This is a genomic window from Acinetobacter silvestris, assembly GCF_002135235.1.
In the GTDB taxonomy this organism is placed as follows: domain Bacteria; phylum Pseudomonadota; class Gammaproteobacteria; order Pseudomonadales; family Moraxellaceae; genus Acinetobacter; species Acinetobacter silvestris.
Genome location: NZ_NEGB01000002.1, coordinates 348243 through 374265, shown reverse-complemented (window position 1 = coordinate 374265; position 26023 = coordinate 348243). Strand labels below are relative to the sequence as shown.

Below are 26023 nucleotides of genomic sequence, written 5' to 3'. Positions count from 1 at the left end.
AAAGTTTTAATATTGAGGAGAAGCGATTGACCACCGAGCAAGATTATCTTGTGAATGTACAACCTCTTGAAAAACGATTGCTCGCATTACAGCAACGTCACAAGAACATCAAGCTTTTAAGTCTTGGTGGTAGTACGCTTTTTATCATTTCGGTAATTATATTGTTTTTCCAACAAGATCTGATTTATAGTTACTTAGATTTAAGTCCTCAGATTGAGCAACTGCATATTCCATTTAGTGTTGGATTATTGACCGAACATAGTCAATCTGATTATTTTATGAATTTATTATCATGGCTAGCTTGGTTGATACTTAAATCAGTTATGGCATTTGTTGGTGCTTTTTTTGTAGTGAGCTTATTAAAAAGAATACGGTTTTTTTATATTAGATTACGGAAATTCAGCTTAAAAATTGTGACTTGGCTCATTGCATTTATTGTGTTGTGGTCAGGTTTAAGCTATGTCCAATATAATTTACGCGATGATGAACAAACGACATATGCTGAATTGGTAAAATATGATCAGAATATTCAGCAAAGTGATATTTTCCAATATTTACAACGTGCAGAAACTCAGCCCGTCGTACAAGATTATTTATTGGCACAAACGGCTCTGTTACATCGACCAGTAGATAAAGATGTAGCAATTGCTTATGTCTCAAAATTACTTCAAGCGGAAAGAACTGATCCACATTTCTTAGAATATGGTTTTAAACCTGAAACCATTTGGACATTACAGCATCAGCTCTATGGTAAGGCACTGAGTCCAGTAGCGAAAAATATTGAACCGCAGGTTTTAAAAGCCAATCAATGGGGGCAGGTTGTACAATCTATTTTTTTAGGAATTGCAGGCTTCAGTTTGATTGCTAGTTTGATTTTATATTTTATCGGTTTACGTTTAAAAGAGCGTTTATTGCGAGTGACACAAAAAATAGATCTTTAAGTATTAGTTTGATAAATATTAATGATTTTCTGCGCTGCACACTCTATGGGCGATCACTTTATATAAGTGGAGCAATTGCCATTAGGATTTAAAGTGATTTGATGTGGAGTGTAATTCTGTTGTGGGGTAATGAGTGATGATACTTTTTAACGCAATAACATTTTAAAGATTGAATATATACAGTGGCTCTAGATATCTGGATAAAAACAATAGTGTATAAATTATAAGCATTTGTTTTTAAGTCTATTTGAATTTTTAACTATAGAGCTTATATCTGTTGTAGGTGAAAATTTAATGATTGAATTATCGTCATTTTTATTGGGTGTGAATTCAAGGTTGTCTTTTAGCACGCATTTGCGATCAAAACCAGTTGATTAATAAAACCGATTATTTTTATAAAAACAAACTGTTTTATCTATTTTTGGAATTATTGTATTATGAACTCAATGAATGAAATTTAACTCTTATGGAGCTGAGCTATGTTAGATCAAAATACTACCGCACAATTAAAAACATTATTAGAACGCTTAGAAAGTCCAATTGAGATTGTTGCTTCTTTAAACGATTCAGACAAGTCAGATAAAATTAAAGAACTTGTGACTGAAGTTGCGGCACTTTCTGAGCAAGTTACTGCGCGTTTTGATGGTCAGAATGACCGTAAACCAAGTTTTGGTATTGCCAAAGCGGGAGAGCAGCCTCGTGTATTCTTCGCAGGTTTACCAATGGGGCATGAGTTCACTTCTTTAATTTTGGCATTACTACAAGTATCGGGTTATGCACCAAAAGTCTCTGATGATGTATTGGCACAGATTAAAGGTTTAAATTTAACAGCTAATTTCGATGTCTTTGTATCTTTAAGTTGCCATAACTGCCCAGATGTAGTGCAAGCATTGAACTTGATCGCGATTAATAATCCGGGTACAACAGCGACCATGATTGATGGTGCATTTTTCCAAGATGAAGTGGAAGAACGCAAAATTTTAGCGGTACCGATGTTATTCCAAGATGGTGAGCATATTGGTCAAGGTCGTATGACTTTGGAAGAAATTGTTGCCAAACTCGATACCAATGCTGCTGCAAAAGATGCTGAAAAGTTAAATGCGAAAGACGTATTCGATGTGTTAGTCATAGGCGGTGGTCCTGCTGGTGCAGCTTCCGCTGTCTATGCAGCACGTAAAGGAATTCGTACTGGTATTGTCTCTGAGCGCTTTGGCGGTCAGGTGATGGATACCATGGACATTGAAAACTTTATTTCGGTACAAAAAACCCAAGGTCCAAAGTTTGGTGCAGATATGGAAGCGCATGTCCGTGAGTACGGCGTAGACATCATGAACTTACAACGCGTGAAAAATATTGTAGGTGCCGATCAAACAGCCAATGGTTTAGTCGAAGTTGAACTTGAAAATGGTGCAAAATTAGAATCTAAAACAGTTATTCTATCTACAGGTGCACGTTGGAGAGAGATGAATGTACCAGGTGAGAAAGAATATAAAACGCGTGGTGTTGCATATTGCCCACACTGTGATGGCCCACTGTTCAAAGGCAAACGTGTTGCGGTCATTGGTGGTGGTAACTCGGGTGTAGAAGCTGCAATTGATCTTGCTGGTATTGTTGAACATGTCACTTTAGTTGAGTTTGATACAAAACTACGTGCAGATCAGGTATTGCAAGATAAATTGAACAGTTTACCGAATACGACGGTCATCTTGAATGCACTTTCTACAGAAGTGATTGGTGATGGTTCACAAGTGACTGCGTTGAAATACCAAGATCGTGCAACAGATCAAGAGCATATCATTGAATTGGCTGGGATTTTTGTACAAATTGGTTTATTGCCAAATACTGATTTCTTAAAGGAAACAGCAGTTGCGCTTTCAAACCGAAATGAAATTGTAGTGAATGACCGTAACGAAACCAATGTTAAAGGGGTATTTGCAGCGGGTGACTGTACAACTGTACCTTATAAGCAAATCATCATTGCTGCTGGTGAGGGTGCCAAAGCATCATTATCTGCATTTGATTACATTATTCGTAGTGGTCAATAATCAATAAAAAAAGCCAGAGTATCCCCAAGTACTCTGGCTTTTGTCCCCAAAAAAGTTTTTGTTTTGACTCTTTTAGGAATTGAGATTTTATTACTCAATTCCTTTTTTATTTATTGTTATTTATCTATGTTTATATTGAAAATAAATTGCGTCCCTTAAACTTATGCAAAATTTGTGCCTAAGCTTGATTATTTTAGGGTGCTAACATGGTTGAGCTGCATAGATAGCACCATAGCAAATGCATATTCTTGAGTGAAGCAGTAGATGCTAAGAGCTTAGAAATGTGGAAAATACGCATATAAATTAAAAGGCATAAAAAAATTATGGCTTTATTGTAGAGATATAAAAAAATGTTTCAACCTAGTAAAAGAGTCAGAATTGATAAGTTTATAAGGCGGGAAATTATTTTTATAAGCTATTGTTAAGTTTATTTATATAAATCTGAGTAAGCGTTTAGCATTGTAAATGAATCAGTTTAATCAGGTAGTTGATTAATGGTTGTATCGTTATAGGCTAGGATGAATTTAAAATTTTATAGATTATTCTTGAAATTTCAATTATTAAAATGGAAGTAAGGCTTTTTATTGAGTCGATTTTGAGTATAAGTAAAGCAGTCCAAATAATAAACAAATCCCATTGTTGATTTAAGTTTTTTGAAATCATGATGGTGCTGAATATTTTAAAAATTCTATATAAAATTGAGCTGTTTTTATTGTTTTAAATGCTCATTAATTGTCATCTTGACCTTTATTTTACGCAATCATGTGGGGCTTGATAAAGACAAAATGGCAAAAAAAGTTCAGATCAATAATATATATGGCACCGATTTTAGTGACTCTAAAATGTATAATAGATGGGTATTAGAGGCCTAAGTATAAAATATAATTCTAATTGCCTCGAATAGACTTAATCTAATTTTTTGATACACATATAGATTGGGATGATTTAAAGTTTATGAATAAATAGCCTATTGTGTTAATTCTAATTTTTTTAAAATTTGGCACTGCTCAATGGTGGTTGAACTTGAGCAGGATTGGCGCAAACTCTGCAATTGTTGTTGAAAAGATTGTAATTCAGTAATTTTTTCTTCAACCTGTTGAATGTGTTGTTCAATTAATTGATCGATGACCTGACAACCTTGCGTAGGTTGTTTGATTAGTTCGATGAGTTGGCTAATTTCAAATAATGACATGTCTAAAGCACGACAGCGCTTAATAAAAATCAGTCGTTTCAGTGTTTCATCATCATAGTAACGATAGTTATTCGCTGCACGAAAACTGGGGCGAATGAGTTGTTTTTTTTCATAAAAACGAATCGTATCTGTGCTGAGTTGTGTTTTGTTAGCTAAATCTTTAATTAAATAATTTTTTATAGCTTTCATTGTGTCGCTTGACCTTGGAGTTAGTCCATAGTTTTAAATCAGAATAATACAAAATCAATGAAAAGTAACGAGGCAAAAAAATGGCATGTTCTTGTAGTCATGAACCAATAGCACCAAAACCAAATAGTAAATTTAGAACGGCTTTATGGATTGCATTAATTATTAATCTGGTGATGTTTATAGTCGAATTAATTGGCGGTAGTTATGCACATTCTTCCGCACTATGGGCAGACTCACTCGATTTCTTTGGTGATGCAGTAAATTATGGAGTTTCACTGATGGTCTTGGGTGCAAGTCTTTACTGGCGAGCAACAGTTGCTTTGTTGAAAGGTTTTACTATGGCATTATTTGGTTTAATTGTTATTGGTAAAACTGTTTATGCCTATATGCAAGGCATTCCGCCTGAAGCAATAACGATGGGGGCTATCGGTATATTGGCTTTAATTGCGAATGTAATTTCTGCAGTCATTTTATATGCTTTTCGAGAAGGGGATTCCAATATGCAATCCGTCTGGTTATGTAGCCGAAATGATGCCATTGGTAATGTAGCCGTAATCTTTGCTGCCATAGGTGTGTTTGGAACAGGAAGTCTGATTCCAGATTTATGTGTTGCTGTTATTATGGCGACTTTAGGTTTAACAGCTGGTTATCAAGTCATTCAAAAAGCCAGAAAAGAGCGTAGTCAAAATAGACAGCTCGAGCAAGTATATTAATTCTGCATTTGGGGAGCCCTCATTTAAAATAGTCATACGAGCGATGAAAGATTATTTACCTCAATGAAGTCTATTTCCAAGTGTATAAGCTCCATAATATTTAAAGTGCTAGGTTATTTTGTTGATTCCAGAAGTTTTTCCAGAGTTGCAAATATTGATTCAACAAAGCTTCATATTGATGATATTTTTCAGTTTCAAAAATTTGGGTAAACAATGCCCAAATATCATCTTCGTGGTTATCGTCATTAGCGAGCGTTTCACTGTCTTCAACAATTCCGTGGCAATCATAATAGCCTTGCGTGTATTCGGGACTAAATTTTTCCAGATTACGTCTCAAGGCTTCACTATATTTAATGACTTGAAGTTCAGTAATCGCGAGAATCAGCAGTAGATTGGCATAGGAATTGAGATTTTTTTTAATAAAGTTTTGTATGTCGAATGCTTCTTGTGCAATGTTCTCTTGGTTTTCAGGATTGACATTAAGTTGCTGTAGAAGATTCAAAAAGTAAACAAGATGAGATTTCGCAGGAGAGCTTAATTCTAAATGATGTGTGTTGAAACCAAGCTCATCGATTAAGTTCAGTGACAATAGATAGCGTGCATAAATTTTTGCATGAAACTGTTTAGCTGGGAAAATATTTTTATGATTTTCTAATTGGTGAGCTTGATAAATTAACATGCTCAAAGCATCGGTGAATATTTTTACGATGGCATTAAAATAGTTTATGTGAATTTCTTTCAATTGCTCGAGTTTTAATTGTTGTGTATTTAAGCGCATTAAAATAGATGATGAAAATAATGGATGTTGACTGGCTAGATTTTTTAAAATTTGAATATCTTGAGTGTTTTTATCCCAAAGAATTTTCGGAATAGAGTCTTTTATGAAATTGAGTGATTCAGAACGTGCACTTTCTGATTGGGTAAACGATAGCTTGTTCATTGTACGATTACGATTAGATTGGTACTTTGAATAGTAGAGAAAAAATAAAAAATAAGATATATAGAGCAATACCAGTCAATTATTTTTTCTTACATATTTTTCTATTTTGGATGTGATTTTTTAAAAGATATCTTTTTAATATATTTTATAAAAAGACAAATAATGATATAGTATTACTCATTATTGTATGAACAATATTACATTACTAAATTTGGGTAAATCATAAAAATGATGAAAAGTAGGATAGGCACGTAACATGTCAAAAAAAGATGACATCATCAATACTGCTCTTAATCTTTTTAACTCATATAGTTATAACTCTATTGGCGTTGATAGGATCATTGGTGAGTCTGGTGTAGCGAAAATGACGTTTTATAAATATTTTCCGTCAAAAGCTAAACTTATAGAAGAATGTTTAAATCGAAGAAATATGAATATACAAGAATCTTTAAATGCAGCAATCGAAAAATGTAATGCAACAGATTATTTAGGTCACATTAAATCAATTTTTACCTGGTACCATGCATGGTTTTATAGTACAGATTTTAATGGTTGTATGTTTCAAAAAGCAGTAGAAGAAGTATCTAAGGTTTATCCATCAACGATATATCCAGCAATTGAATATAAAAATTGGCTTACAGAGCGTATTCGTTATGCTTTAGATGGCTTAGGCATTGAACAACCATTACAACTTACCAATATGTTGGTGAGCATTTTAGATGGTATGACTATGCAGGCACAAATAGATAAAGATTCCGTAAATTTAGATGCTTATTGGAAACGAATCACTCGTTTAATTCAATTTGAATTGGCTGAAATGTAAGCAAAAAAAAGCGTGAATTCAATAATTATTGATCACGCTGCGTCTGAATAATTTTACTTCTTAATATTTTAATATAATCAATGGGGTCGATTATTTTAAAATATTAATGTTGATGAGTTTAAAACTCATTTTCTTATGATTATTGATTTAAAAATGATGCCCTCTGGATATTCTAATTTAATTTTTCTAAAATTATACCTCTTTAACTTGTTATATACAGACCTGTCTGTTTATGGTTTTGATTATATTTATTTTCCTTGTGAAAGACAATCCTATTTAAAGAAAAAGTTAAAAATATTTATATTTTATTTATCTTAATGATTGTAAGGAAAATAAAAGAGAAAGCTTAACTTATTTAAATTGAAGTAAATTCATTTGATTGGATAACTTGCTGAATTTTGCTCAAGTACCTGTGGTGGTAAGTAAATGGTGAATTCATTGATTGCTTCAATAAGCACACTATAGGGTTTAAGTTGATCGTGGAAAGAAACCAAATTCAGGCGATTGAGTAGTTCAAATTTTGCATGTAGAAGCGTTGCAGGTTTAGGTCGCAGTCGATCATGCCAAACCCGATAGGTTCCTAATTTACCATCACGGCGATGATAAAAACCCGCGAGTGGGTGGGTTAAATATACCAAATAGCTTTCTAAATCTGGGAAGCCATCATAGTGCCATTCATCTTGAGCCGATTGAGTCAGATGGACTTCAGCAGCAGCCCATTCGCTGTAGGTGGTCATTTTATAAGACGAGTAGTAACCTTGTTGATCTTGTTGACAATCAAAGTGGATTTCAGCCTTATACCAAGGCAATAACCATGCAAAGCGTGGTACAAAAACAGTCCATGAGTCTAATGTTGTTCCGATAAACCATACACAGCGTTCCTGTGTCTCTTGATCAATTACATAGATACGATAATTGGTTTGCCCCATACTAAACTTGGGGAATCGGTAGCATGCAGAAGTAAAATCTATATCAATAAAAGGCACAACGGAGAGTAATACTTTTTCTTGACCTTGCACAAAAATAGTATCTAACTTAAAACGTTGAGGAATAATATGATGAAGTTTTTCTGGATCAATCGCATAGCTAATTAATGCAAAGTGTTGTAATTGACATTGCACATCGATACCAGTGGGTTGTGGTCGAGGGTGAAGTACGCTATTAAAGTTTAAATGCTTCATCTGTTATTTTTTAAATTATAATTCTTCATAGAATATTACGAGAAAAAAAGTAAAACGTACATTTCTAAATGATTTTTTTCAAAAAGAAACCGAAGCCATGGCCTCGGTTTCTGTGCAACACTTAAATTTTATTTTTCAACGAAGGCACGTTCAATCACATAGTCGCCAAGTTGTCCCATACGAGGAGATTCTTTTAGACCGTGTTGATCTAAAAGGGCAGCAACATCTTTTAAAAATGCAGGGCTACCACAAAGCATTGCTCGGTCAACTTCAGGGTTAAAGCGCTCTAAGCCAATTTTTTCAAAAATTTCGCCGGTTTCAATTGCCGTGGTAACACGACCTTGGTTTGGAAAGTCTTCGCGAGTAACGGTTGGGTAGTAAACAAGTTTGTCTTTAATCCCTAATTCTTCAAAAAACTCATGGTTTGGAAGCTCATTGTGAATTAAGTCTTGATAAGCTAATTCTGAAATGAAACGAGTTCCATGTACAACAATCACTTTTTCAAAGCGTTCATAGGTTTCTGGATCACGAATTGTGGCCAAAAATGGTGCAAGACCCGTTCCTGACGAAAGCAAGTATAAGTTTTTGCCTGGATTTAAATCATCAAGCACTAAAGTACCTGTTGGTTTTTTAGAAACTAAGATTTCATCACCGACTTTAACTTTTTGTAAAATAGAAGTTAAAGGACCATCTTGTACTTTGATTGAGAAAAACTCTAATTCTTCTTCGTAGTTTGCACTAGCAATTGAATAAGCACGCATTAAAGGCTTACCATTGACTTCAAGTCCAATCATCACAAATTGACCATTTTTAAAACGTAGTGCTGTGTCACGCGTAGTTTTAAAACTGAATAATGTGTCATTCCAGTGGTGTACGTGAGTAATCTTTTCGACGTTGAAAGCAGCCATTAAAGGTCTCAATAAATTATCAAATTAGAACAAGTTACTATTCTAATCTAAATTCATTCTCTATAAACTGAATATATTTAATTGAACTTATCAGAAAAAGTGATGATGACTGAAGTTAGCATGCCGATTATTGGTTATATGCAATCTCCTTATAAAGAAAAGTTTGGTATTCCACGTCAACCAAACTTGGTCCAAGTCGAGTCTTATATTGAAATGCTTGCGCCTTATAATGATTTGATGGCATTTGATGGTATAGATGAATTTAGTCATTTATGGTTGATTTGGCAGTTTCATGATAATAAAAATCAACAGGATCACCTTAAATTTCGTCCGCAAGTTCGTCCGCCACGTTTAGGTGGTAATAAGAAAATCGGTGTATTTGCAACGCGGAGTATGTATCGTCCTGCGCCTATGGGCTTGTCGGTGGTGCAATTGATGCGGGTTGAGAAAGTAGGGAAGGCGGTTCGTGTTTATGTCACTGGAAGTGATTTGTTGGATGGGACGCCTATTCTTGATATTAAACCTTATATTCATTATTCAGATGCTATTACTGATGCACAGAGTGCTTATGCACAGGAACAACCCTTACGAAAGTCTGTATTTTGGCTAGATTTGGCTGCAAAACACAGGGAGCAATTAATCAAATTGGATCAGGTCGATCTTAAAATAATTTCCGAACTAGAGCAGGTTTTATCTTTAGATCCAAGACCTGCCTATCAGGATGATGAGCATCGAATTTATAAAATGCAATTTGCAAATGTTGATGTGAGTTTTACAGTGGGTTGTGATTGGGTGAAGATTGTTCAAATAGAATGCTTAATATCAAATTGATTGATTTACTCAAGTGAAGTTAGTGTTTATTTTAAGGGTAATCACCGCAGTATTTCTCAGCTTTTAGATTATCTGATTTGATGTTAAATGATTTTAACAGACGAGCAAAAGGCAATGTTTCCACTTAAGTTTTTATTATGTTAATCACATTAAGTGATTGATGCTTTATAGAAAAATATGCCTGAGTGGATCGGACTCAGGCATTGTAAAAAATGCAATATTAAAAAAATAATTTGCTATAGTGGGCATAGTTTTGGGGATAGAAAAATGCAGTTTAATTTTGAAATAGATGCAACGTGGTGCTTAGAACAATTATTAAAAGATGAGCGCATTTCAGAACGGGATAAATTATTGGTTCAAACCACGCATCGACAACGTGAACAATTAAAATGGCATCCCTTACATTGGATTGCGCATTTTAATTTACTTGATGTTAAAGAGCCGCAAAAAAGATTAACCTTAACGGTGCTCTGTCAGTGGCTGGCTGAAAAATCTCAAATTCCCTTTTATTTAATTGATCCTTTAAAGGCTGACGTTGCATCACTGACCAATGTGATGTCACAAGAATTCGCTTTAAGAAATCAAATTCTTGCAGTGGAAGTACAGGCTGATAAAGTTTTGATTGGGTCAAGCCAACCTTTTTCAAAAGACTGGATACACAATTTAGAACGCAGTTTAAAACCTAAAATTATTCAGCAAGTTTTACTCAATCCTGAGCAATTGCAGCGTTATTTGAATGAGTATTATCAAGTCAGCCGCGCAGTGAGTCACTCTCAAAAGTCTGGCAACTATGATAATGAAAATAAAGGTATGGAGGCGCTTTTACAATTGGGTGATTCGCAGAGCCCAGATGCGAATGATCAACATATTGTGAAGTTAGTGGATTGGGTTTTACAGTTTGCCTTTGAACAAGGCGCAAGTGATATTCACCTTGAGCCACGCAAAGAAAATGGCAAAGTACGCTTTCGTATAGATGGTGTGTTGCATACAATTTACAATATGCCTGCAAATACCCTGACCGCTGTTATTTCAAGGATTAAAATTTTAGGCCGGATGAATGTGGCTGAGAAGCGTAAACCACAAGATGGCCGTTTAAAAACGCGAACGCCTAAAGGACAAGAAACAGAATTGCGCCTTTCCACATTACCAACTGCTTTTGGTGAAAAGTTAGTGATGCGTATCTTTGATCCTGAAGTTTTGGTGCGTAGTTTTCAACAACTGGGTTTTGATGAAAACTTGCTGGGAAAATGGCAGGCTTTAACACAGCATAGCCACGGTATTATTTTGGTGACAGGACCAACGGGTTCGGGGAAAACCACGACTTTATATTCATCTTTAAAACAGCTCGCAACGGATCAGGTGAATGTTTGTACGATTGAAGATCCGATAGAAATGCTTGAGCCCAGTTTTAACCAAATGCAGGTGAATCTGGGGATTGATTTAAGTTTTGCCGATGGTGTTCGTGCGCTAATGCGACAAGATCCGGATATCATTATGGTGGGAGAGATTCGGGATCAAGACACTGCTGATATGGCGATTCAAGCGGCTTTAACGGGGCATTTGGTATTGTCAACTTTACATACCAATGATGCACCTTCTAGTTTGACACGCTTGCATGATTTGGGTGTACAGCCATTTTTAACTTCAGCGACCATTCTTGGTGTGCTTGCACAGCGCTTAGTCCGTCAGCTCTGCCCGCATTGTAAACAAGAAACTTTTATTAATGACCAAGAATGGCGACATTTGACCTTCGATTACGCAATTAAAATGCCTGAATTTGTCTTTAAAGCGGTAGGTTGCGATGAATGCCGTCAAACGGGTTATAAGGGACGAGTTGGACTGTATGAGTTTATGCCTATTAGTTTAGAAGCCAAACAAAAGATCAGTGCCAATGCCACATTAGATGAATTACGTACTCAAGCAAAAAAAGAGGGTATTGAGCCTTTAAGAATTGCGGGTGCACGTAAAGTCATAGATGGGGTGACCACACTTGAAGAAGTATTAAGAGTAGTCCCACTGAGTTAGTTTCATCGTAGTAGGAAATAGCTATTTGATTCTAAACATAAAATCTAGATAAACCATTTAAAACTAAGATTCCTTTTTTATTGAATTTTTAGTTGGCTTAAAAAGCAGTATGCGCTGATTCATACTGCTTGTTCCCACGTTTTTTTATTGTTAATTTTATTCTTATTATTTAGTTAAAATTAGACGGTTATTACGGGTCAGACGTAAACGATATTCTTCTCCAGCGTGCATAATACGAATTTCACGACCTAGCGAAAAAAGATTGTTTGAATGCAACATGGGTAATGCGTGATTAGATTCAAGGTGGCGTGTAAATAAGCTAAATGGTGCGTTCATTGTTGTTAGGCTCCGTGGTGTGTAGTGGACATTTAAATGATAATCATTATCAATTGTGGTTGTCAACGGCAATTTATCAGATTTATAAAAAAACTATAATTGTTTACACTGAGATAAAGTTTTGAGGTGATTAAAAATATGTTTAAGCCTACAGTGCATGTAGCAATTGGACTACTATTTCATCGGGGTAAAGTTTTAGTCGGTTGGCGTAATGCAGATCAACATCAAGGGAATAAGCATGAATTTCCAGGTGGAAAAGTGGAGCAAGGGGAGACACCTGAACAGGCCTGTCGCCGTGAAATATTTGAAGAAGTAGGCATTGGTATTCAAGAGTGGCATATTTTTGATGTGATTCATCATGTTTATGATGATGTCGAGGTTTATTTACATCTTTTTCATGCGCAAGTTCCCGAAAAATATCTGTCCGATATTCAACAGCCATGGAATTGGTATGATCGTGAAAAATTATTAGATCTGAATTTTCCAAAAGCTAATCAAGTCATTGTTGAGCGTTTATATTGGCAGCATGCGATTCAAATTTCAGCCGATTTAATCCAACTCAATCGACTTGCTGAAGATACTTTATTGTATTGGCGTACGGACTCAATGACTCTGTCCATACAAGATTTTCAAAATTTTTCTGATGCGCAATTAAAGTCATTGATCCTGAATTATGAATTATGGATGCAATTAGATGAAGCTTTGCAAAAAAAAATTGGAGCAGTTCAATTTAAACAACACCAAATTTTAGCCATGCAGAAGGGTCAATTACCTATGGGGATGCGCTGTATCGCATCATGTCATGACGCGGTGTCGTTACAGCACGCTCAGAAAATAGGTTGTGATGCGGTCTTCTTGAGTCCTGTGCAAGCGACAGAAAGTCATCCAGATGCACTGATTTTGGGCTGGGAGTGGTTTCAGCAACTGGCTAAAAATTGTGATATTCCAGTATTTGCATTGGGTGGGTTGAAACCGCAAGATTTGCCATTGGCACAGCAAAACTTTGCTTATGGTGTGGCTGGGATTCGTGGTTTTTAATCTCTTAAAAATTAACGAGGGATAGCTACTTAATTTTTATAAAGTCATTTTAAGCAGTCAATGCCATCTCGAGGTTTTAAACATGCTCTCTGAATCACCTCCTTATTCAAGTGTTAACTTTGAACTAAGGGGTGATGAAAGGAATTTTTTCACGTTTTATTTCTGCTTGTGTATAAGGCGTAATTTTTACGCTATCAGGTGTTGCTGCGCTTTGCTGTTTTGTTTCTGATGTTTGATAGGCTTTTAGTGAGGTGCTGGTTTGAGTTGGGCGTGCTTGGCACCCAACTAAACTCAATAAACTGGTACATAAGATAATGGTTTTATACGACATTAAACCTCCTATTATACGCCTCATTAGTTTTGATAACTACCACTGGAAATGACGCGATTGGTATTTGAGTTGCTGTCATCTTGCATGTTGTTTTCGCTTTCACGAATATAGTTTTCCATACTATCGCCAGACTGTGTTTGTGATACTGGATTTTGTGTATCAGGGAAAGAATCTATTTCAACCTGATCATGTGTTGCACAGGCCGTAGTTTGATGAGGTATGGTACGTCGTAGCATTGGAATATACATCGCGCCAGCACAGCCTTGTGCCGAAACATAGCCTGTTGCAACATCAATCCATTGCCACTGTACATCATCAGGTTGTCTTAAATTCACTGGTTTTTGGCGTAATTGTTTCATCGCGTTAATCCATACGGGGAGGGCGCCAGTAGAACCAGTTAAGCCAGTGACTTTATTATCATCTAAACCAAGCCAAACGACAGCCAAGTGATTCCCTGAGTATCCAGCAAACCAAGAGTCACGTGTATCATTGGTCGTGCCAGATTTCCCTGCAAGTTTAAGTTCAGATGAAAGTGTATTATAGGCTGATCTACCTGTACCTGAAGACATGACTTGTTGTAAGCCATAATTCAAAATATATGCAGAGGATGGATCAATGGTTTGCTGCACATTCAAAGCATAGCGTTCTAATAAGTGTCCATTTGGTGCCACAACAGAACGAATGGCTTTGGTTGGATATTTAAAACCGCCTGTGGCGAAGTTTCCATAAATACTTAGCATTTCCATTGGCGACATATCTACCGCACCCAAGAAAATAGAAGGGTACTGAGGGATGCTTGATGTCACACCAAATTTAATTAAATTATTTCTAAAAGTGGTTTGCCCAAATTCTTGCCCAAGTCTTACCGCCGCAAGGTTATAAGAATTGGCTAAAGCCTGTGCCATGGGCACAATGCCATTTCCGCTACCACTATAATTTTTAGGGGTCCAGGTTTGTTTGCCATCCACAGGAACACTAATTGGGCTATCTTCAATTTTAGTGGCCCAGTTATAACGTCCTGATTCAATCGCACTTAAATAAATGACAGGTTTCAGCAATGAACCAACTTGGCGTTTTGCATCAATGGTACGGTTAAAGCCGGTAAAATCTTGGGTAGAGCCGACAGCTGCGACCAATTCACCATTTTCAGGGTGGGTGATGAGCACTGCACCTTGTAAGTCTTTTAATCGGTTTGGATTCGAGTTGGCCAGACGAGCGACAGTTTCACGAAAGCTATTTTGAACTTTAGTTTGTGCAATTGGATCTAGGGTGGTGAATATACGTAAACCCTGATTGGTTAAATCTGTTTCTTGGTATTCTGTTTTAAGTTGACGACGTACAATATCTAGAAAATCTGGGAAGCGTGCAGTACCAATAGTTGGTTTATCAACTACATTTAAAGGGCGCGCGATTTCACGTTCATATTGATCTTGAGTTAAATAGCCCATGACTAACATGTTGTTTAAAACGACATTACGACGTTTTTTCGCAAGTTCTGGATTCTTCCAAGGATTATATAGGGTTGGGCCTTGTACAAGCCCAACTAAGAATGCTTGTTGAGAGGTATTGAGTTCGCGTAATGGTTGACCAAAATAGAACTGTGATGCTAAACCATAACCATTGACTGAATAGTTACCGCTTTGTCCTAAATTGACTTCATTTAAATAAGCTTCTAAAATTTCATCTTTATTGTAATGTAGCTCTAACAGTAACGACATGAGAGCTTCATTCACCTTACGCTTTAAGGTTTTTTCAGGTGTTAAATAAAAGTTCTTAATCAGCTGTTGGGTTAAGGTCGAACCACCTTGGCGTTTCCCCCCAGTTACGTTACTGACTAAAGCACGTGCAGTACCACGGAAGGAAATTCCATGATGATGGTAGAAATTACGATCTTCCGTTGCAATAAGTGCTTCAATGAGTGGTTTTGGGACTTTATCTAATTTAATCAACACACGATCTTCATTATGTTGCGGATAAATTCCTCCAATCAACATTGGCTCTAAACGTGCAATACCAGTATTGGTTGGCTTGGTTGCTTTAACATCAATAATTTGATCATTATTAAATGAAACTTGTAAAATTTGTTCAGGATCGACACTGTCACCAAAGTCAAAACCACGAGTATGGACATATAAGCTATTGCCTTGCGTCACATAATTTCCAGACTGGGTATAACTATTACTACCTTTATAACCGAGTAGTTTTAATTCTTGTTCAAAATCATTTTGTGCAATCGGAGCGTTAGCATATATTTCTAATGGGCGTGCGAATACTTTAGCCGGAATATCCCAACGATTTCCTTCAAATTTGTCACGAATAATATTATCTAAACGGACCAAATAAATACTAAAAGCTAGGAAGATCGCTATGATTAATAGACAAAAAATTAGAGCAATGATGCCAATACCGCGTTCGGACTTCATATATTCAGACAAGATCCTGATTGTTTGTGGCAATCATGCGAATCTTTTCTTTAATTTGCAATAATAAATCTGTGAATTAAGCGAAATATTCGCTATAAACTTGTGGATGTTCAGTAAGGAATGTTTTTTTAAATAAATACGATAGTGCTATTATAGAGCGTATCAAACAGTGGAGCCGTAGCGTACTGTGCAAATTTCACCAAAGACATTTCGAAATATTGGGATCATTGGGCGACCAGATAAATCATCTGTAGTCGATACCTTATGTCTTATTCATGATCATTTATTAGGTTTGGGATTACATCCTGTATTTGATTCTGCAACAGCTGCATTGGTTCCATATACCAACACTCAAACAGTGAGTCGTCAGCTTTTAGGTGAAGTTGTTGATTTAGTCATAGTGGTGGGTGGGGATGGTTCACTGCTACATGCTGCTAGGGCACTGGTCAAACATAATACTCCCGTGTTGGGGGTTAATCGTGGTCGTTTAGGTTTTTTGACCGATATTAAGCCCACAGAAGTGATTTTTAAACTGGACCAGGTTTTGAAAGGTGAGTTTCAGCTTGATCGCCGGTTTCTATTGGAAATGGAAGTCCGCAGTAATAATGAAGTCATTTATGATGCGATTGCCTTAAATGATGTGGTGTTACACTCGGGTAAGTCGGTACATATGATCGACTTCGAGTTGAATATTGATGGTCAGTATGTCTATCGTCAGCATAGTGATGGCTTAATTGTTTCGACACCTACGGGTTCAACCGCTTACGCTTTATCGGGTGGTGGTCCAATTTTACATCCGAGTATGGATGCGATTGCTTTAGTGCCCATGCATCCACATACCTTGTCTTCTCGTCCAATTGTGGTCGGTGGACAAAGTGAGATTAAAATTCAAATTCGTGAAAACCGTGTATTACCTATGGTCAGTGCCGATGGGCAACACAGTATTTCTTTAAATGTGGGCGATAGTTTGCATATACGCAAACATCCGTTTAAATTAATTTTATTGCATCCACCCGGTTATGATTTCTATATGGCATGTCGTACTAAACTGGGGTGGAACCAAGATTTTGACTCATTTCAACAGCAGGATTGACCATGAATATTGAACAAATGCTTTCTATTTTAGATGCAGATATTGTGGAGCGTTTAAAAACAGCAGTAGAAATTGGCAAATGGCCAAATGGTGTTGCATTAACTCAAGAGCAGCGTCAAATTTGCATGCAAGCAGTGATTTCTTGGGAACATCAGCATGTTTCTGAGAAAGAACGAACGGGTTATATTGATAAAGGGCATAAAGAAGAAGGGGAAGAATGTGATTCACATGTACCTGAACCTGAGTTTCAGCCGATCCGTTTTGTTTAAGTGGTACTAAGATTTAATTGATGCATGGCAAGAATCCTCAGGGATCGCTTGCCATATTTTTCGAACCATACTAAATAGATTATTTAGAATAAAAAACTTTGGTCTGACTTAGACGTTCGATATTAAAAACGATTTTTCCAAAACTCTCTTGCCTTTAGCATGGCATCATCATAATGGCTACAAACGCCCATGGTATATAAAGCAATTCCCATTGTTTCAGTAACGGCAATCTCTCCATATTCATGCTGTTGTTTACCTTCCCACACCGCTTTAAATATAGCTAAATCCAGTTGTTCTTCTACGGGACTGCGATTATCCGTCAACTTAGGTAATTCATGTTCGTATAGTTCACCATCTTTGATGCCACAGATCAGTGTTTTAGCATCTGGATTTCGTTCAAATTCACCACCTTCACCTTTAATCACGGCACTGTCTTGATAACCCAGTTGAAAAGCAGCTTGTTGATGTGAACGACGATATGCTGGATGGAAGATGGCTTGCATCGTGGCCTTAGCATTAAAGGGATTAATCAGGCGTGCTAGAGTGTGAATAGGCGAACGTAAACCCATCACATTACGAAGTGCAATTAAATCACTTAAAATGGGTGAGATCACCTGTAATGGTATATAAGCAAAATTTTGTTTTTTAAGTTGTTCTACAACATCATCTTCATTTTGACAAATATTATAGTCTAAATATTCTAAAACTTGTTCGGTATAGAGTCGATTAATGGTATGACCAGATGCCCCATGCATGATAATTTTATAACCCTGTTTCGCCAGTGTTAAAGCGGCGAGTAAAAACCACGGATAGTGCTTTCTTTTTCCAGCATAAGATGACCAGTCCAAATCAATATTTAGGCTTTTAAAGCTTAATTGATCTTTAGTCGCTTGAACAAATCCTGTTAATTCATCTACAGATTCTTCTTTGACTCGGAGTAACATCAGAAAAGCACCGAGTTGTACATCTAGTACTTCACCCTTTAAAATCATACTGAATGCTTGGTATGCCTCATTATAAGTTAATGATCTCGCGCCATTTTTACCTTTGCCGACAATACGAACATATTGTGCAAATGGATGTTCATAGTCTTTATAAAGGTTTCTTTTGTTATCCATGAGTATTCGAGTATTTCGTATGAAAATGAATTTCAACACTATGCCATAAAAATAAAATGAAGAAAAAAAGAATATCCATATTAGACTAATGTCTGAATGGATTTTGTGTGAAAAATAAGCAAAAAGGACTCTTATTAACTAATTTTGATCTGAATTCAAGTAAACTTTCCGCTTATAGAATTTATTTAAATTTTGATGATCTCCTTAGCCTGACATTTTGTATTTAATACTTTTTCTAAATGATTATTTGCAGAGTTGGCTATTTCATTTATAAATTTTTCTTTGTTTTCATCTTAAGTCGGGTTTTTCACAAAAACTCATTGTCTTTTTGCACTTCGTAAAAAGATTCAGGGCTGTGTATTCGTAAGAATAGGCAAAAAAATGGATATTTCTGCATGCAGGAATATAAGACGAAGTTATGATTATGGCTAAAAAACCTTTATATAAGTCACTCTATTTTCAAGTGATTGTTGCTATTATTGCCGGTGTGTTAGTAGGTCACTTTTACCCAAGTGGTACGCAACTGATCAATGGTGTTGAAAAACATGTACCAGGTCTAGGTGAGCAATTAAAGCCGTTAGGTGATGCCTTTATTCGCTTAATCAAAATGATTATTGCACCTGTAATTTTCTGTACTGTGGTCAGTGGTATCGCAGGCATGGAAAGCATGAAGTCTGTGGGCAAAACGGGCGGTATTGCGTTACTGTATTTTGAAATTGTTTCTACCATTGCACTTTTGATTGGTTTATTGGTGATTAACATTGCTAAACCAGGTGTTGGTATGAATATTGACCCTGCAACTTTAGATGTCTCAGGGATTTCTAAATATGTGGCATCAGGTGAGTCTCAGTCTACGCTCGATTTCTTGATGAATATTATTCCAAATACTGTCGTTGGCGCCTTTGCTGAAGGTGAAATTCTTCAGGTTTTGTTGTTTGCAATTTTATTTGGTTTTGCACTGCACAAATTAGGTGATGCAGGTAAACCTGTATTGAAGTTTATTGATCAAATTTCACATGTGTTCTTTAACATTGTAAATATGATTATGAAACTTGCACCTATTGGCGCATTTGGTGCAATGGCATTCACCATTGGTAAATATGGTATTGGTAGCCTTGCGCAATTAGCACAACTGATTATCTGTTTCTATATTACTTGTTTGCTGTTTATCTTTATTATTTTAGGAAGTATTAGCCGTTTTTGCGGATTTAGCATTCTCAAAATGATTCGTATGATTCGTGAAGAATTATTAATTGTATTAGGGACATCATCTTCAGAGTCGGTCTTGCCGCGCATGTTGAAGAAGTTAGAAATTGCAGGTTGTGAAAAGTCTGTTGTTGGCTTGGTCATTCCAACAGGTTATTCATTTAACTTAGATGGTACATCTATTTATTTGACTATGGCAGCGATTTTTATTGCACAGGCAACCAATACGCAGTTAGATCTTTCACATCAAATTACACTGTTAGTGGTCTTATTAATATCCTCTAAAGGGGCTGCGGGTGTAACAGGATCTGGTTTTATTGTCATGGCGGCGACATTGTCTGCAGTGGGTCATATTCCTGTTGCTGGCTTGGCACTTATTTTAGGAATTGACCGCTTTATGTCTGAAGCGCGTGCTTTAACCAATTTGGTTGGCAACTCTTTGGCAACTATTGTAGTCGCGAAATGGGTCGGCCAATTGGATACAGAAAAATTAAATGAAGCATTAAACAATCCAGAAGAAGTGGATCGTAAAATGTCAGAAGAAAATGTTACTGCATAAGTAATATTGTCTTTCCTATATAAAGGAAGCTTCGGCTTCCTTTTATTTTTTCTGATAGAAGGTGAGTTAAAGTGTGACATAAGTCACCAAAAAGTCATTTTAAAAGAATGGAATACCTGATTTCAGGTATGTACGCTCCAAAGTATTTTTGATTGAATGGTTAATATTTAATCATTAAATTTTGGGTAGTAGAATGAACAAAATATATAAAGTGATATGGAATACACAACTATCTTGCTGGCAAGCTGTTTCTGAATTGGCAAAAAACCATAGTGGTGGGAGCAGTCAGAATAAAATATTAGTGGATCAACAAACGAGCTTGATCTCAAAGGTTGTAGGTGTCGTCTTATTTAGTAGTGTGGCACTTTTGCCTTTATCTATCCATGCGGCGATACAAGACCATACTTTACCCACAGGTGCTCAAATTAATTCGGGTAGCGCTCAATTTTCCCAAAATGGTAATACCCTTAATATCAATCAAAATAGCCAAAATCTAAGTACCAACTGGAATGCATTTAATATTGGCAAAGATGCCATCGTCAATTTTAATCAGCCAAACCAGTCATCTACAGCCATTAATCATGTAATGGACAGTAATGCCTCTCAAATTATGGGGCGACTCAATGCCAATGGACAAGTGTTTTTACTGAATCCGAACGGTGTGGTTTTTTCAAAAACGGCTCAGGTGAATGTTGGTGGTTTGGTTGCTTCAACCTTAAAGTTAAATGATGCCGATATTCAAAAGGGTAAATACACCTTAAAGGGTGATGCGAATAGTACAGCAACAATTGAAAATCACGGTACGATCAATACTTTACAAGGTGGAACAGTTGCCCTGATTGCACCTAATGTCAAAAATACAGGAACAATTACTACGCCGAATGGAACTACCCATTTAACATCAGCCAGTCAAGTCACTTTAGCGCTACAAAATGGTTCACTTACCCAATATCAGGTCGATTTAGGGGTATTACAAGGCTTGGTGGACAATGGCGGTGCGATTATTGCTGAAAATGGTGCGGTGTATTTAACCGCTAAAGCCAAAGGTAGTCTAAGCAAAGCTGTGATCAACCACAGTGGGATCATTGAAGCCAACCGCTCAACTCAAAATGCCAAAGGTGAAATCATCTTATTGGGTGATATGCAAAATGGTGAAACTAATGTTAGTGGAACATTAAAAGCTGAAGGTAAAAATGGTCAGAATGGTGGATTTATAGAAACCAGTGCTGCAAAAGTAAATATAGATAAAGACATTAAAATATCTACTCTTTCAGAAGGTGGGAAAACAGGAAATTGGCTCATTGATCCTCATAATGTTGTTATTTCCAATGCAACAGACACAGGTACAGGTTTTGTAGCAAACCAAGATGATACGGTTATTAACGCAACAACTTTAATCAATGCTTTAGCAACGACAGGTGTAACAGTTTATACAGGTGGAACTGCTGTTGGTACTCAAGACGGTAATATCACAGTTGATGCCGATTTAGCTTGGTCAAGTAATTCCACGCTGACTTTGCAAGCCGATAAGGACATTATTTTAAATAAAAAAATCACAGCAACGAGTGGTGGTCTGACCTTAAATGCAGCCAATAATATTTCAGCGAAGGATGCAATTAATGTTGGAACTTTCACTTTAAATAAAGGTAACTGGCTACAAAATGCGCCTGTATTACCAAGTTTCTATGCTAAAGATTTTCGTTTGAATGGTGGTAGTTTTATCCGCGCGATAGGTGGAGATGGCTCTTCTGCAACACCGTGGAAATTGACCGATATTTATGGTGTGCAAGGTATGGGAACCCAGTTAAATGGTAACTTTGCTCTTGCGAATCATATTGATGCCAGTGGGACGGTCAATTGGAATGGTGGGGCTGGATTTAATCCGATTGGGGATGGAGGGTATTCTTCACCAACAACATCTTTTTCAGGTACTTTGGATGGATTAAATTATATAATAAGCAAAATCTTCATCTATAAGCCCAATTCAGATTATATAGGATTAATTGGAAGTGGTACGTCAGCACAAATTTTAAATGTAGGAATAACAGAAGCCGATATTACAGGGGCTAGTTTTACAGGTGTTTTAGCTGGATATTTAAATGGGAATAGTAAGATACAAAATAGTTATACAACTGGAAGTGTGAAATCAGGTAGTTCATATATAGGTGGGGTTGTTGGTGCTTTAGAATTTTCAAATGGAAATACATCAGCGTTAATAACACTAACTAATACATTCTCAAATGCAAAAATTGATGGTGGAAATACTGCAAATTATGTTGGTGGTCTAGTTGGTGTTCTTAATAGTAATACTGTAATTGATAATACTTATTTTTCTGGAAGAATCAGTAATGTTAGCAACTATATTGGTGGTATTGCAGGTGCTGTTTATAATTCTAATAATTTTTCTATAAAAATTAATAATTCTTATGTTACAGGTGGTGTAAATGGAACAAGTGGAGTTGGTTCTATTATCGGAGGTGGTGGTGGTGTAGAGATATCGAATAGCTTTTGGAATAATGAAACTGTGGGTCAAACTCAAGCTGTTGGTAATAATTCGGGTACATTGTCAAATGTTATAGGTTTAACCACAACTCAAATGTTTGATAAAAATAATTTTTCCGGTTTTGATTTTGGTTCAGTTTGGGGCAATGGGAATAATCAAACGACGCCATACTTACTTGGTTTAGCAAACAACCAAGTGTTTAATAAAAATGATTTACCTACAGGAATAATAGATTCAACGAATCGACCTGCTTTGTATACGGCTATTTTAAATGTCAATCAATTACAGAATATGAATAAAAATCTGAGTGGAAAATATCTGCTTGGAAATAATATTGATGCATCTGATACGGTGAATTGGAATAGTGGGGCTGGGTTTAATCCGATTGGAACAGGAATCTATAATGTAGAGAATGATACATCCAAAGCATTTATAGGTTTATTTGATGGTTTGGGGCAAAGCATTAATAATATTTTTATTAATAATAGTACTAATGATTATGTGGGTTTGTTTGGTTATACAGGTTTAAATTCCCAAATCAAAAATGTAGGTGTTGAGGGAGGGCGTATCACAGGAGGAAAGTATGTAGGTGGTCTAGTAGGGTTGAATAGTGGCTCAATCAATTCTGCTTATGCTACAGGTACAGTATCTGCAACGTCCTCAGGTGGAACAGCGGGTGGGCTGGTCGGAAAAAATATGGGAAGTAATGCAAAAATAGAAAATACTTATGCGACCAATAAAGTTCTATCTACTCAATTTGCTGGAGGATTGGTTGGTTATAATAATTATGGAAGTATCAGCAATGGATATGCTACAGGGGAAGTATCTGCACAATTCGCAGGTGGATTGGTCGGTAATAATAATGGGACTATAAATAATGTCTATGCTACTGGAGTGGTTGATGTCTCTGTAGCGGCAGGGGGAGTCGTAGCATTAGGAACAGGTGGAGCAGTATCTAATGCATATTGGAATAAAGAGACAACAGGAGCAAGTGAAGGGGTTTATTCAGGTTCTGATAATACGGTTGGATTAACCACTGCTGAGATGAGAGACGGAACAAATTTTACCTTTATTGATGCAAATAGTTATTTAGGTGGAAAAAATACAGTTTGGCGTATTTACGATGGGCAAACTGCACCATTGCTTAGAAATTTTTTAACAACACTTGATCTAAATACAATCAATAAAACAACGACATATAATGGAAAAAATCAAACCTTGGCGACAGTCAATGGTTTAAATAATAATTTACTTGTATCTAGTGGAAATGCTGGTGGTCGTAATGCGGGAGATTACTCAGCAAATTATTATTCTAATCAGCAAGGTTATGATTTAATTGCTAATACTGCAACTTTAAAGATTAATAAAGCTGTAATTAATGCAATTACAGGCATTACCGCGAATAATAAAACCTACGATGGAAAAAATACTGCAACATTAAATACTGATGGCGCAATATTTAATGGAATAATTGTAGGGGATGATCTTGCATTAACAGGTGCTACTGGGACATTCAGCGATAAAAATGCAGGAACTGGTAAAACTGTGACCATCAACGGTATAAGCTTGAGTGGTGCAGATGCAGGCAACTATAATCTAGTGAATAACACAGCAAGCAGTACTGCTGACATCAGTAAAGCCAACCTTAATATTGGTGGAATTACAGCGAATAATAAAACCTACGATGGAAAAAATACTGCAACATTAAACACTGATGGTGCAATATTTAATGGAATAATTGTAGGGGATGATCTTGCATTAACAGGTGCTACTGGGACATTCAGCGATAAAAATGCAGGAACTGGTAAAACCGTGACCATCAGCGGTATAAGCTTGAGTGGTGCAGATGCAGGCAACTATAATCTAGTGAATAACACAGCAAGCAGTACTGCTGACATCAGTAAAGCCAACCTTAATATTGGTGGAATTACAGCGAATAATAAAACCTACGATGGAAAAAATACTGCAACATTAAATACTGATGGTGCAACATTTAATGGAATAATTGCAGGGGATGATCTTACATTAACAGGTGCTACTGGGACATTTAGCGATAAAAATGCAGGAACTGGTAAAACTGTGACCATCAACGGTATAAGCTTGAGTGGTGCAGATACAGGTAATTATCTGGTGAATAGCACAGCAAGCAGTACTGCTGACATCAGTAAAGCCAACCTTAATATTGGTGGAATTACAGCGAATAATAAAACCTACGATGGAAAAAATACTGCAACATTAAATACTGATGGTGCAACATTTAATGGAATAATTGCGGGGGATGATCTTACATTAACAGGTGCTACTGGGACATTCAGCGATAAAAATGTAGGAACTGGTAAACAGGTTAATCTTGCAGGCATTACACTATCAGGAACAGATGCGGGGAACTATCAACTTGATCAAGTTCAGACATCTACACAAGCGACCATTACTCAAGCGAAAGCGACAGTGACTGCAAATAGTAACAACACGATTTATAATGGGCAAAATCAAACAGTATCTGGTTTTACTGCAAGTGGTTTGGTCAATGGTGAAGATGAATCTGTACTTACTGGTATAAATGCATCGATCACTGCTAAAAATGCAGGTAATTATCTCAACAAGGCATCTGGGGTGGACACCAATTATGATTTAACTTTCGTGGATGGATCACTCAATATTGCTAAAGCGAAAATTAACCAAGTCACAGGCATTACAGCCAATGATCGGGTTTATGACGCAAGTACGAATGTTGTATTGAATACTGGATCGGCGCAATTTGATGGCATCATTCATGGCGATCAACTTGGTGTTGCCACTGCAACAGGACAATTCACGGATAAAAATGTTGGTACAGATAAAAGAGTTGATATTTCCAATATTAGCTTAAGCGGAACAGATTCACATAATTATGAATTGGTTGTAAATACTGCTCAAACGACAGCAGATATCACAAAAGCCAATATTTATTCAATTACAGGTATTACCGCGGATAACCGTATTTATAACGGACACCCGAATGTGACTTTAAATACTTCAAATGCTCAATTTAATGGCATCTTTGCGGGTGATGATCTGCAGGTGAAAAGTAGTATGGGGCAATTTGAAAGTTCAGCTACAGGACAAAATAAAAATGTGAAAATTACTGGTCTTAGTTTAAGCGGTACAGATGCTGGAAACTATTATTTGGTCGATACAACTGCCCAAACCACAGCAGCTATCAGCATGGTTACCCCAGAAGCGTATCTGCAAGCAATACAACTAAGACGTCCACAATACTTACCGACAACTAATGTGAACATGGATAACATCAACCTAGAAGTCAGAAATGGTGGTGTCAATACCACAGGCATACGTACATTAACAGGGGAGCACTAATT

Annotated in this window: 19 protein-coding genes; 11 read left to right on the top strand and 8 right to left on the bottom strand. The window is 36.5% G+C overall.

What is annotated here, in order from left to right:
* The first annotated feature begins 26 nt into the window (after nt 1-26).
* Both B9T28_RS05060 and ahpF read left to right on the top strand, forming a co-directional pair.
* A complete protein-coding gene (locus tag B9T28_RS05060) occupies nt 27-941 on the top strand; it encodes a hypothetical protein (RefSeq protein ID WP_086202861.1) in 915 nt (304 codons plus the stop codon).
* A 479-nt stretch (nt 942-1420) separates the two neighbouring features.
* The gene (ahpF, locus tag B9T28_RS05055) at nt 1421-2986 is read left to right on the top strand and encodes an alkyl hydroperoxide reductase subunit F (RefSeq protein ID WP_086202860.1); all 1566 of its coding nucleotides are present in this window, start codon (nt 1421-1423) and stop codon (nt 2984-2986) included.
* A gap of 967 nt (nt 2987-3953) precedes the next feature.
* On the opposite strand, the gene B9T28_RS05050 is transcribed toward ahpF, so the two are convergent.
* Nucleotides 3954-4358, bottom strand: a complete 405-nt coding sequence (locus B9T28_RS05050; protein ID WP_086203043.1) for a MerR family DNA-binding protein — start codon at nt 4356-4358, stop codon at nt 3954-3956.
* Nucleotides 4359-4447: 89 nt separating this feature from the next.
* On the opposite strand from B9T28_RS05050, the gene B9T28_RS05045 reads away from it, so the two are divergent.
* The gene (locus B9T28_RS05045) at nt 4448-5080 is read left to right on the top strand and encodes a cation efflux transmembrane domain-containing protein (protein ID WP_086202859.1); all 633 of its coding nucleotides are present in this window, start codon (nt 4448-4450) and stop codon (nt 5078-5080) included.
* 100 nt (nt 5081-5180) lie between these two features.
* Here B9T28_RS05045 and B9T28_RS05040 read toward each other — a convergent pair whose 3' ends face one another.
* A complete protein-coding gene (locus tag B9T28_RS05040) occupies nt 5181-6020 on the bottom strand; it encodes a hypothetical protein (RefSeq protein ID WP_086202858.1) in 840 nt (279 codons plus the stop codon).
* 256 nt (nt 6021-6276) lie between these two features.
* Between B9T28_RS05040 and B9T28_RS05035 the strand changes: the two genes are divergently transcribed.
* Nucleotides 6277-6843 carry a TetR/AcrR family transcriptional regulator gene (locus B9T28_RS05035; RefSeq protein WP_086202857.1) on the top strand — a complete coding sequence of 189 codons (567 nt, stop codon included), beginning with the start codon at nt 6277-6279 and terminating at the stop codon, nt 6841-6843.
* Between the two features lie 371 nt (nt 6844-7214).
* Here B9T28_RS05035 and B9T28_RS05030 read toward each other — a convergent pair whose 3' ends face one another.
* Together B9T28_RS05030 and B9T28_RS05025 are read right to left on the bottom strand one after the other, a co-directional pair.
* Nucleotides 7215-8024 carry a DUF2071 domain-containing protein gene (locus B9T28_RS05030; protein ID WP_086202856.1) on the bottom strand — a complete coding sequence of 270 codons (810 nt, stop codon included), beginning with the start codon at nt 8022-8024 and terminating at the stop codon, nt 7215-7217.
* A gap of 128 nt (nt 8025-8152) precedes the next feature.
* Nucleotides 8153-8932, bottom strand: a complete 780-nt coding sequence (locus B9T28_RS05025; protein WP_086202855.1) for a ferredoxin--NADP reductase — start codon at nt 8930-8932, stop codon at nt 8153-8155.
* Nucleotides 8933-9037: 105 nt separating this feature from the next.
* On the opposite strand from B9T28_RS05025, the gene tsaA reads away from it, so the two are divergent.
* Both tsaA and tfpB read left to right on the top strand, forming a co-directional pair.
* The gene (tsaA, locus tag B9T28_RS05020) at nt 9038-9763 is read left to right on the top strand and encodes a tRNA (N6-threonylcarbamoyladenosine(37)-N6)-methyltransferase TrmO (RefSeq protein ID WP_086203042.1); all 726 of its coding nucleotides are present in this window, start codon (nt 9038-9040) and stop codon (nt 9761-9763) included.
* A gap of 267 nt (nt 9764-10030) precedes the next feature.
* Nucleotides 10031-11788, top strand: a complete 1758-nt coding sequence (gene tfpB, locus B9T28_RS05015) for a type IV pilus assembly ATPase TfpB (protein ID WP_086202854.1) — start codon at nt 10031-10033, stop codon at nt 11786-11788.
* Nucleotides 11789-11953: 165 nt separating this feature from the next.
* Here tfpB and hemP read toward each other — a convergent pair whose 3' ends face one another.
* On the bottom strand, nt 11954-12124 hold the full coding sequence (hemP, locus tag B9T28_RS05010) for a hemin uptake protein HemP (RefSeq protein ID WP_086202853.1): 171 nt from the start codon (nt 12122-12124) through the stop codon (nt 11954-11956).
* A gap of 138 nt (nt 12125-12262) precedes the next feature.
* Here hemP and B9T28_RS05005 point away from each other — a divergent pair, with 138 nt between their 5' ends.
* Entirely contained in the window at nt 12263-13162 is a 900-nt protein-coding gene (locus B9T28_RS05005; RefSeq protein WP_086202852.1) for an NUDIX domain-containing protein, read from the top strand.
* A gap of 124 nt (nt 13163-13286) precedes the next feature.
* Here the strand turns inward: B9T28_RS05005 and B9T28_RS05000 are convergent, their stop codons facing one another.
* Both B9T28_RS05000 and mrcB read right to left on the bottom strand, forming a co-directional pair.
* Nucleotides 13287-13493, bottom strand: coding sequence for a hypothetical protein (locus B9T28_RS05000; protein WP_086202851.1), 207 nt, complete (start codon nt 13491-13493; stop codon nt 13287-13289).
* 23 nt (nt 13494-13516) lie between these two features.
* Complete coding sequence (gene mrcB, locus B9T28_RS04995) at nt 13517-15916, bottom strand: penicillin-binding protein 1B (protein WP_086202850.1); 2400 nt, start codon at nt 15914-15916, stop codon at nt 13517-13519.
* 187 nt (nt 15917-16103) lie between these two features.
* On the opposite strand from mrcB, the gene B9T28_RS04990 reads away from it, so the two are divergent.
* Nucleotides 16104-17009: an NAD(+) kinase gene (locus B9T28_RS04990; protein WP_086202849.1), complete on the top strand. Its 906-nt coding sequence runs from the start codon at nt 16104-16106 to the stop codon at nt 17007-17009.
* 2 nt (nt 17010-17011) lie between these two features.
* Nucleotides 17012-17278 carry a YeaC family protein gene (locus B9T28_RS04985; RefSeq protein ID WP_086202848.1) on the top strand — a complete coding sequence of 89 codons (267 nt, stop codon included), beginning with the start codon at nt 17012-17014 and terminating at the stop codon, nt 17276-17278.
* A gap of 122 nt (nt 17279-17400) precedes the next feature.
* On the opposite strand, the gene B9T28_RS04980 is transcribed toward B9T28_RS04985, so the two are convergent.
* Nucleotides 17401-18396 (bottom strand): glycosyl transferase family protein, encoded by a 996-nt coding sequence (locus B9T28_RS04980; protein WP_086202847.1) that lies wholly within the window; start codon nt 18394-18396, stop codon nt 17401-17403.
* Between the two features lie 424 nt (nt 18397-18820).
* On the opposite strand from B9T28_RS04980, the gene B9T28_RS04975 reads away from it, so the two are divergent.
* Together B9T28_RS04975 and B9T28_RS04970 are read left to right on the top strand one after the other, a co-directional pair.
* Complete coding sequence (locus B9T28_RS04975; RefSeq protein WP_086203041.1) at nt 18821-20161, top strand: dicarboxylate/amino acid:cation symporter; 1341 nt, start codon at nt 18821-18823, stop codon at nt 20159-20161.
* A 193-nt stretch (nt 20162-20354) separates the two neighbouring features.
* Nucleotides 20355-26021, top strand: coding sequence for a YDG domain-containing protein (locus tag B9T28_RS04970; protein WP_086202846.1), 5667 nt, complete (start codon nt 20355-20357; stop codon nt 26019-26021).
* Nucleotides 26022-26023: the final 2 nt, after the last annotated feature.

Bases quoted from the DNA above. Each gene is read 5' to 3' on its own strand.
- B9T28_RS04985 (WP_086202848.1), top strand. From the start codon at position 17,012: ATGAATATTGAACAAATGCTTTCTATTTTAGATGCAGATATTGTGGAG.
- B9T28_RS04975 (WP_086203041.1), top strand. From the start codon at position 18,821: ATGGCTAAAAAACCTTTATATAAGTCACTCTATTTTCAAGTGATTGTT.
- mrcB (WP_086202850.1), bottom strand. From the start codon at position 15,916: ATGAAGTCCGAACGCGGTATTGGCATCATTGCTCTAATTTTTTGTCTA.
- B9T28_RS05025 (WP_086202855.1), bottom strand. From the start codon at position 8,932: ATGGCTGCTTTCAACGTCGAAAAGATTACTCACGTACACCACTGGAAT.
- B9T28_RS05000 (WP_086202851.1), bottom strand. From the start codon at position 13,493: ATGTCGTATAAAACCATTATCTTATGTACCAGTTTATTGAGTTTAGTT.
- B9T28_RS05035 (WP_086202857.1), top strand. From the start codon at position 6,277: ATGTCAAAAAAAGATGACATCATCAATACTGCTCTTAATCTTTTTAAC.
- B9T28_RS05030 (WP_086202856.1), bottom strand. From the start codon at position 8,024: ATGAAGCATTTAAACTTTAATAGCGTACTTCACCCTCGACCACAACCC.
- B9T28_RS05040 (WP_086202858.1), bottom strand. From the start codon at position 6,020: ATGAACAAGCTATCGTTTACCCAATCAGAAAGTGCACGTTCTGAATCA.
- tsaA (WP_086203042.1), top strand. From the start codon at position 9,038: ATGACTGAAGTTAGCATGCCGATTATTGGTTATATGCAATCTCCTTAT.
- ahpF (WP_086202860.1), top strand. From the start codon at position 1,421: ATGTTAGATCAAAATACTACCGCACAATTAAAAACATTATTAGAACGC.
- B9T28_RS04970 (WP_086202846.1), top strand. From the start codon at position 20,355: ATGAACAAAATATATAAAGTGATATGGAATACACAACTATCTTGCTGG.
- B9T28_RS05005 (WP_086202852.1), top strand. From the start codon at position 12,263: ATGTTTAAGCCTACAGTGCATGTAGCAATTGGACTACTATTTCATCGG.
- hemP (WP_086202853.1), bottom strand. From the start codon at position 12,124: ATGAACGCACCATTTAGCTTATTTACACGCCACCTTGAATCTAATCAC.
- tfpB (WP_086202854.1), top strand. From the start codon at position 10,031: ATGCAGTTTAATTTTGAAATAGATGCAACGTGGTGCTTAGAACAATTA.
- B9T28_RS04980 (WP_086202847.1), bottom strand. From the start codon at position 18,396: ATGGATAACAAAAGAAACCTTTATAAAGACTATGAACATCCATTTGCA.
- B9T28_RS05045 (WP_086202859.1), top strand. From the start codon at position 4,448: ATGGCATGTTCTTGTAGTCATGAACCAATAGCACCAAAACCAAATAGT.